Origin of the sequence: Pacificibacter marinus, assembly GCF_018860665.1 — a bacterium.
Classification (GTDB): domain Bacteria; phylum Pseudomonadota; class Alphaproteobacteria; order Rhodobacterales; family Rhodobacteraceae; genus Celeribacter; species Celeribacter marinus_A.
Genome location: NZ_JAHKPK010000031.1, coordinates 1 through 1,895, shown reverse-complemented (window position 1 = coordinate 1,895; position 1,895 = coordinate 1). Strand labels below are relative to the sequence as shown.

The following is a 1,895-nucleotide window of genomic DNA, read 5'->3' as shown; positions in this document are numbered from 1 at the left end:
ATCGTCGGCTATGTCTAAAGTCTGGTTCTTGAAGGACTGGGCGTCAAAGAGTACGCCAACGCTATTGCTAACGCCGAATAAAGGTGGTGCTAATGGATACGGAGAGTTTGATAGTAATGGCGGCGACCGTTGGCAGCTTAATTCACAAATGCAGGCGCCTCGTACACCTTTCGAGCTAAGAGCTGGCTTCGTAATTCCTGCCACGCTTATTTCAGGTATCAACTCAGATCTTCCAGGTCAGATTATGGCCCAAGTGTCTCAGAACGTTTCCGATACCGCGACAGGGAGTCACTTGTTGATTCCGCAGGGTTCTCGCCTCATTGGTTCTTATTCTAGCGATGTAGCTTACGGACAAGAGCGCGTGTTAGTTGCTTGGCAACGGATCATCTTTCCCGATGGTAAAGCAATGGATATCGGATCAATGCCAGGCGCGGATTCAGCAGGTTATTCAGGTTTCCACGACCAAGTAAATAACCACTATGTGCGTATCTTTGGTTCGGCTTTCTTAATGTCAGGTATCACAGCAGGTATCACATTAAGCCAGGACAACGACAACAGCAGCGATGGTAACGACCGTCAACGTGCAAGTGATGCGCTAAGTGAAGCTCTAGGCCAGCAGCTAGGACAAGTAGCTGTAGAGATGATCAGAAAAAATATGAATATTGCGCCGACTTTGGAAATTCGTCCTGGTTATCGCTTCAACGTAATTGTTACCAAAGACATGACTTTTTCTAAGCCATACAGCTCATTTGATTACTAACGCCAGGAGATAATGAAATGAAAACAAAAGGAAGAATTTTAGCCGCTAAAACTGTGCTGGTTGTCGCAATGGCAACGGGCTCGGTCGCTACTCTGATAACACAACCAGTGCAAGCAGGTATCCCTGTAATTGACGGTGGTAACTTGGCTCAAAATATTGTGACAGCGATGCAGGCTGCGGCACAAACGGCCAAACAGATTGAACAGTATCGCACTCAATTAAGTCAGTACGAAAACATGCTGCAAAACTCGTTGGCCCCAGCTGCTTATATTTGGGACCAAGCACAATCGACCATCAATGGCTTAGTGCAAGCAACGAATACACTTCAATATTACCAAAATCAGCTTGGGAGCTTAGATCGTTATCTTGGAAAATTCCAAGACGTTGCGTATTACCGTAGCTCGCCTTGTTTCTCAAATTCTGGTTGTAGTGAGGCTGAATGGTCAGCAATGAATGAGAATCGCCGCCTGGCGTCAGAATCCCAAAAGAAGGCTAATGATGCTTTGTTTAAAGGTTTAGAAAAGCAGCAGGACAATATAAAAGACGATGCTCGCCAGCTGCAACGACTCCAATCAACAGCGCAAGGGGCGCAAGGTCAACTAGAAGCTATTGGTTATGCCAATCAGCTCGCCAGTAACCAAACTAACCAACTGTTACAAATCCGTAGTTTGCTGATTGCTCAACAGAACGCAGTAGCAACCCGTATGCAAGTTGTGGCCGATAGAGAAGCGCAACACCAAGCCTCAGCTGAACAGCTCCGAAAAGGAAGCTACACACCAAGCCCAGCGCGTACCTGGTAAGGAAAATGATGAAATTTAACAAATTACAAGCACTAGGAGCCGTCATTCTGACGGCCCTATTAGCCGGATGTGGTGACGAACCCATGCCAGAAGTAAATGATGTGAATTGCACTATCAGCAACATCAAGAAAATTGAAAACCAAGAGACAAAAAAGGAATTTGCAACTAAGTGTCTACGCCGTAGCAGCACTGGTGACGGTGAACTCAAATCTAGCCCTAAAAAAGAATGGTAAGGAACTAATATGAAACTGCCAGCCAATCTTAAAATCGTTATGCCTGTGGTCGTCTGGTTGGCGTTTTTGATTGCCACCCCAGCTCATGCAGCAATCGACAAC

General features: G+C 46.0%; 3 protein-coding genes. All 3 read left to right on the top strand.

What is annotated here, in order from left to right:
- On the top strand, positions 1-760 hold a 760-nt coding region (locus KO497_RS10025), incomplete at its 5' end, for a TrbI/VirB10 family protein (protein WP_289846670.1).
- A 17-nt stretch (positions 761-777) separates the two neighbouring features.
- Positions 778-1,560 carry a P-type conjugative transfer protein TrbJ gene (gene trbJ, locus KO497_RS10020; RefSeq protein WP_012774854.1) on the top strand — a complete coding sequence of 261 codons (783 nt, stop codon included), beginning with the start codon at positions 778-780 and terminating at the stop codon, positions 1,558-1,560.
- A 5-nt stretch (positions 1,561-1,565) separates the two neighbouring features.
- Positions 1,566-1,793, top strand: a complete 228-nt coding sequence (gene trbK, locus KO497_RS10015; RefSeq protein ID WP_086959606.1) for an entry exclusion lipoprotein TrbK — start codon at positions 1,566-1,568, stop codon at positions 1,791-1,793.
- Positions 1,794-1,895: the final 102 nt, after the last annotated feature.